Annotated in this window: 2 protein-coding genes; both read left to right on the forward strand. The window is 52.6% G+C overall.

The genetic code is table 11. The annotated features are described in order from the left end of the window. A partial coding sequence (locus KDK14_RS03215) for an ankyrin repeat domain-containing protein (RefSeq protein WP_257263581.1) occupies window positions 1-1,466 on the forward strand: 1,466 nt, incomplete at its 5' end. Window positions 1,467-1,596: 130 nt separating this feature from the next. Next, on the forward strand, window positions 1,597-1,905 hold a 309-nt coding region (locus KDK14_RS03220; protein WP_257263582.1), incomplete at its 3' end, for a hypothetical protein.

Here is a 1,905-nt window from a genome sequence, read left to right on the forward strand (position 1 = left end):
TCAATGCCGCCGATCATGAGGGTGAGACACCCCTGCACATTGCTGCCCGTCAGCGCCGCACCGGGGACTTCGAAATGCTGATCCGGGCCGGGGCGAATATCAATAACGTAGTGTTCACCGCTATCCGGGAGTGCAATGTTGAACTGCTTGAATACATTATCAAAACTCAACCCGGCCAACCTACCCTTAATAACGCCCTGCGCGAAGCCGCCGAACGGGGGGAAACGCAGTGCCTTGAATACCTGATCAATCTGGGAGCGAACGAGCTTGATCGTGCCTTGCGCATTGCTGCTCTTCAAGGCCACACAGAGACCATCCGGGCATTGCTGGCCATTGACCCTTCCCTGGCCAAAGCCAGGAATAACAATGGCAACACGGCTCTCCACCTGGCTGCCATCAAGAGACACACAGAGGCCATCCGGGCATTGCTGACCATTGCCCCCTCCCTGGCCATAGTCAGGAATAACAGTGGCAACACGGCTCTGCATCTGGCTGCGTTTGAAGGCCACACAGAGGCCATCCGGGAATTGCTGGACATTATCCCCTCTTTGACCGAAGCGAGGAATAACAATGGCGACACGGCTCTACACCTGGCTGCTATTGAAGGACACATAGAGGCCATCCGGGAATTGCTGACCACTAACCCCTCCCTTGCCAAAGCCAAGAATAACAATGACAACCCGGCTCTCTATCTGGATTCTCTTGAAGGCCACACAGAGGCCATTCGGGTATCGCTGGACATTGACCCCTCCCTGGCCAAAGCCAAGAATAACAATGGCAGAACGGCTCTGCACGTGGCTGCTTCTGAGGGCCAGACAGAGACCATCCAGGAAATGCTGGCCATCGATCCTTCCCTGGCCAAAGACAAGGATAACGATGGCAGCACAGCTCTGCACCTGGCTGCTCATCAGGGCCACACAGAGGTCATCCGGATATTGCTGGACATTGCCCTCTGCCTGGCCAAAGCCATCAATAACAATGGCAATACGGCTCTGCACCTGGCTGCTCTTCGTGGTCACACAGAGGCCATCCGGCTGCTGGCCATCGACCCCGCCCTGGCCAAAGTCAGGAATAACCATGGCAATACGGCTCTCCACTTCGCTGCTCACCAAGGCCACACAAAGGCCATCCGAACATTGCTGAACAAAGACCCCTCCCTGGCCAAAGCCAGGAATAACGTAAACAACACGGCTCTGACAATGGCTGCTTATCAAGGCCACGCAGAGATCATCCGGGTAATGCAGGCCATTGATCCCTCCCTGGTTAATGATAAGTGCAGCAAGGGCTGGATGGCTCTGCATGAAGCTGCTTTTAATGGCCACACAGAGGTCATCCGGATATTGCTGGCCACTCCCGACATCAAAGTCAATGAGAAGACAGACCCCGGCCATACGGCTCTCGAGCTGGCTACCATTAAAGGTCACACTGCATGTCAGGAACTCCTCAAGAAACATGGGGCCCGGTAATCGTCCTGCTTTCTCCTGTGACTCAGGGTTTTTAACGACAATCGTCTTATTCTAAATTTTGTATTTATTGAATTATTTCTGTTGATTGTTGTCCTATTCACAAACTTCAGACATAAAGTGGGTCAAATCGATGAATGGTGTCTCAGCTAACATGGCAGGCTTATCACTTGGTTGTTCTGCTATTTGTATAAATGACGAGGATACCAGAGGACAATTTGGTGGGCACTCCCTGGTCAAAACGTCTTGTAGACCGGAACCTCACGTTTTCCACCTGGGATGCATCACCCGACACCTTGATGGCCAGAGTGAAACATGGCTTGATAAACGCCGATGCAGTGTATGCGAACAATCGGCTTTACCATTGGTTCGTATGGAAGAGGAAAGGCTCTTTGGCGACGAATCGACTTATTGTGAATCCTGTGTGCTTAATGTCTGCCGT

This window comes from Endozoicomonas sp. ONNA2, assembly GCF_024606365.1.
GTDB lineage: Bacteria > Pseudomonadota > Gammaproteobacteria > Pseudomonadales > Endozoicomonadaceae > Endozoicomonas.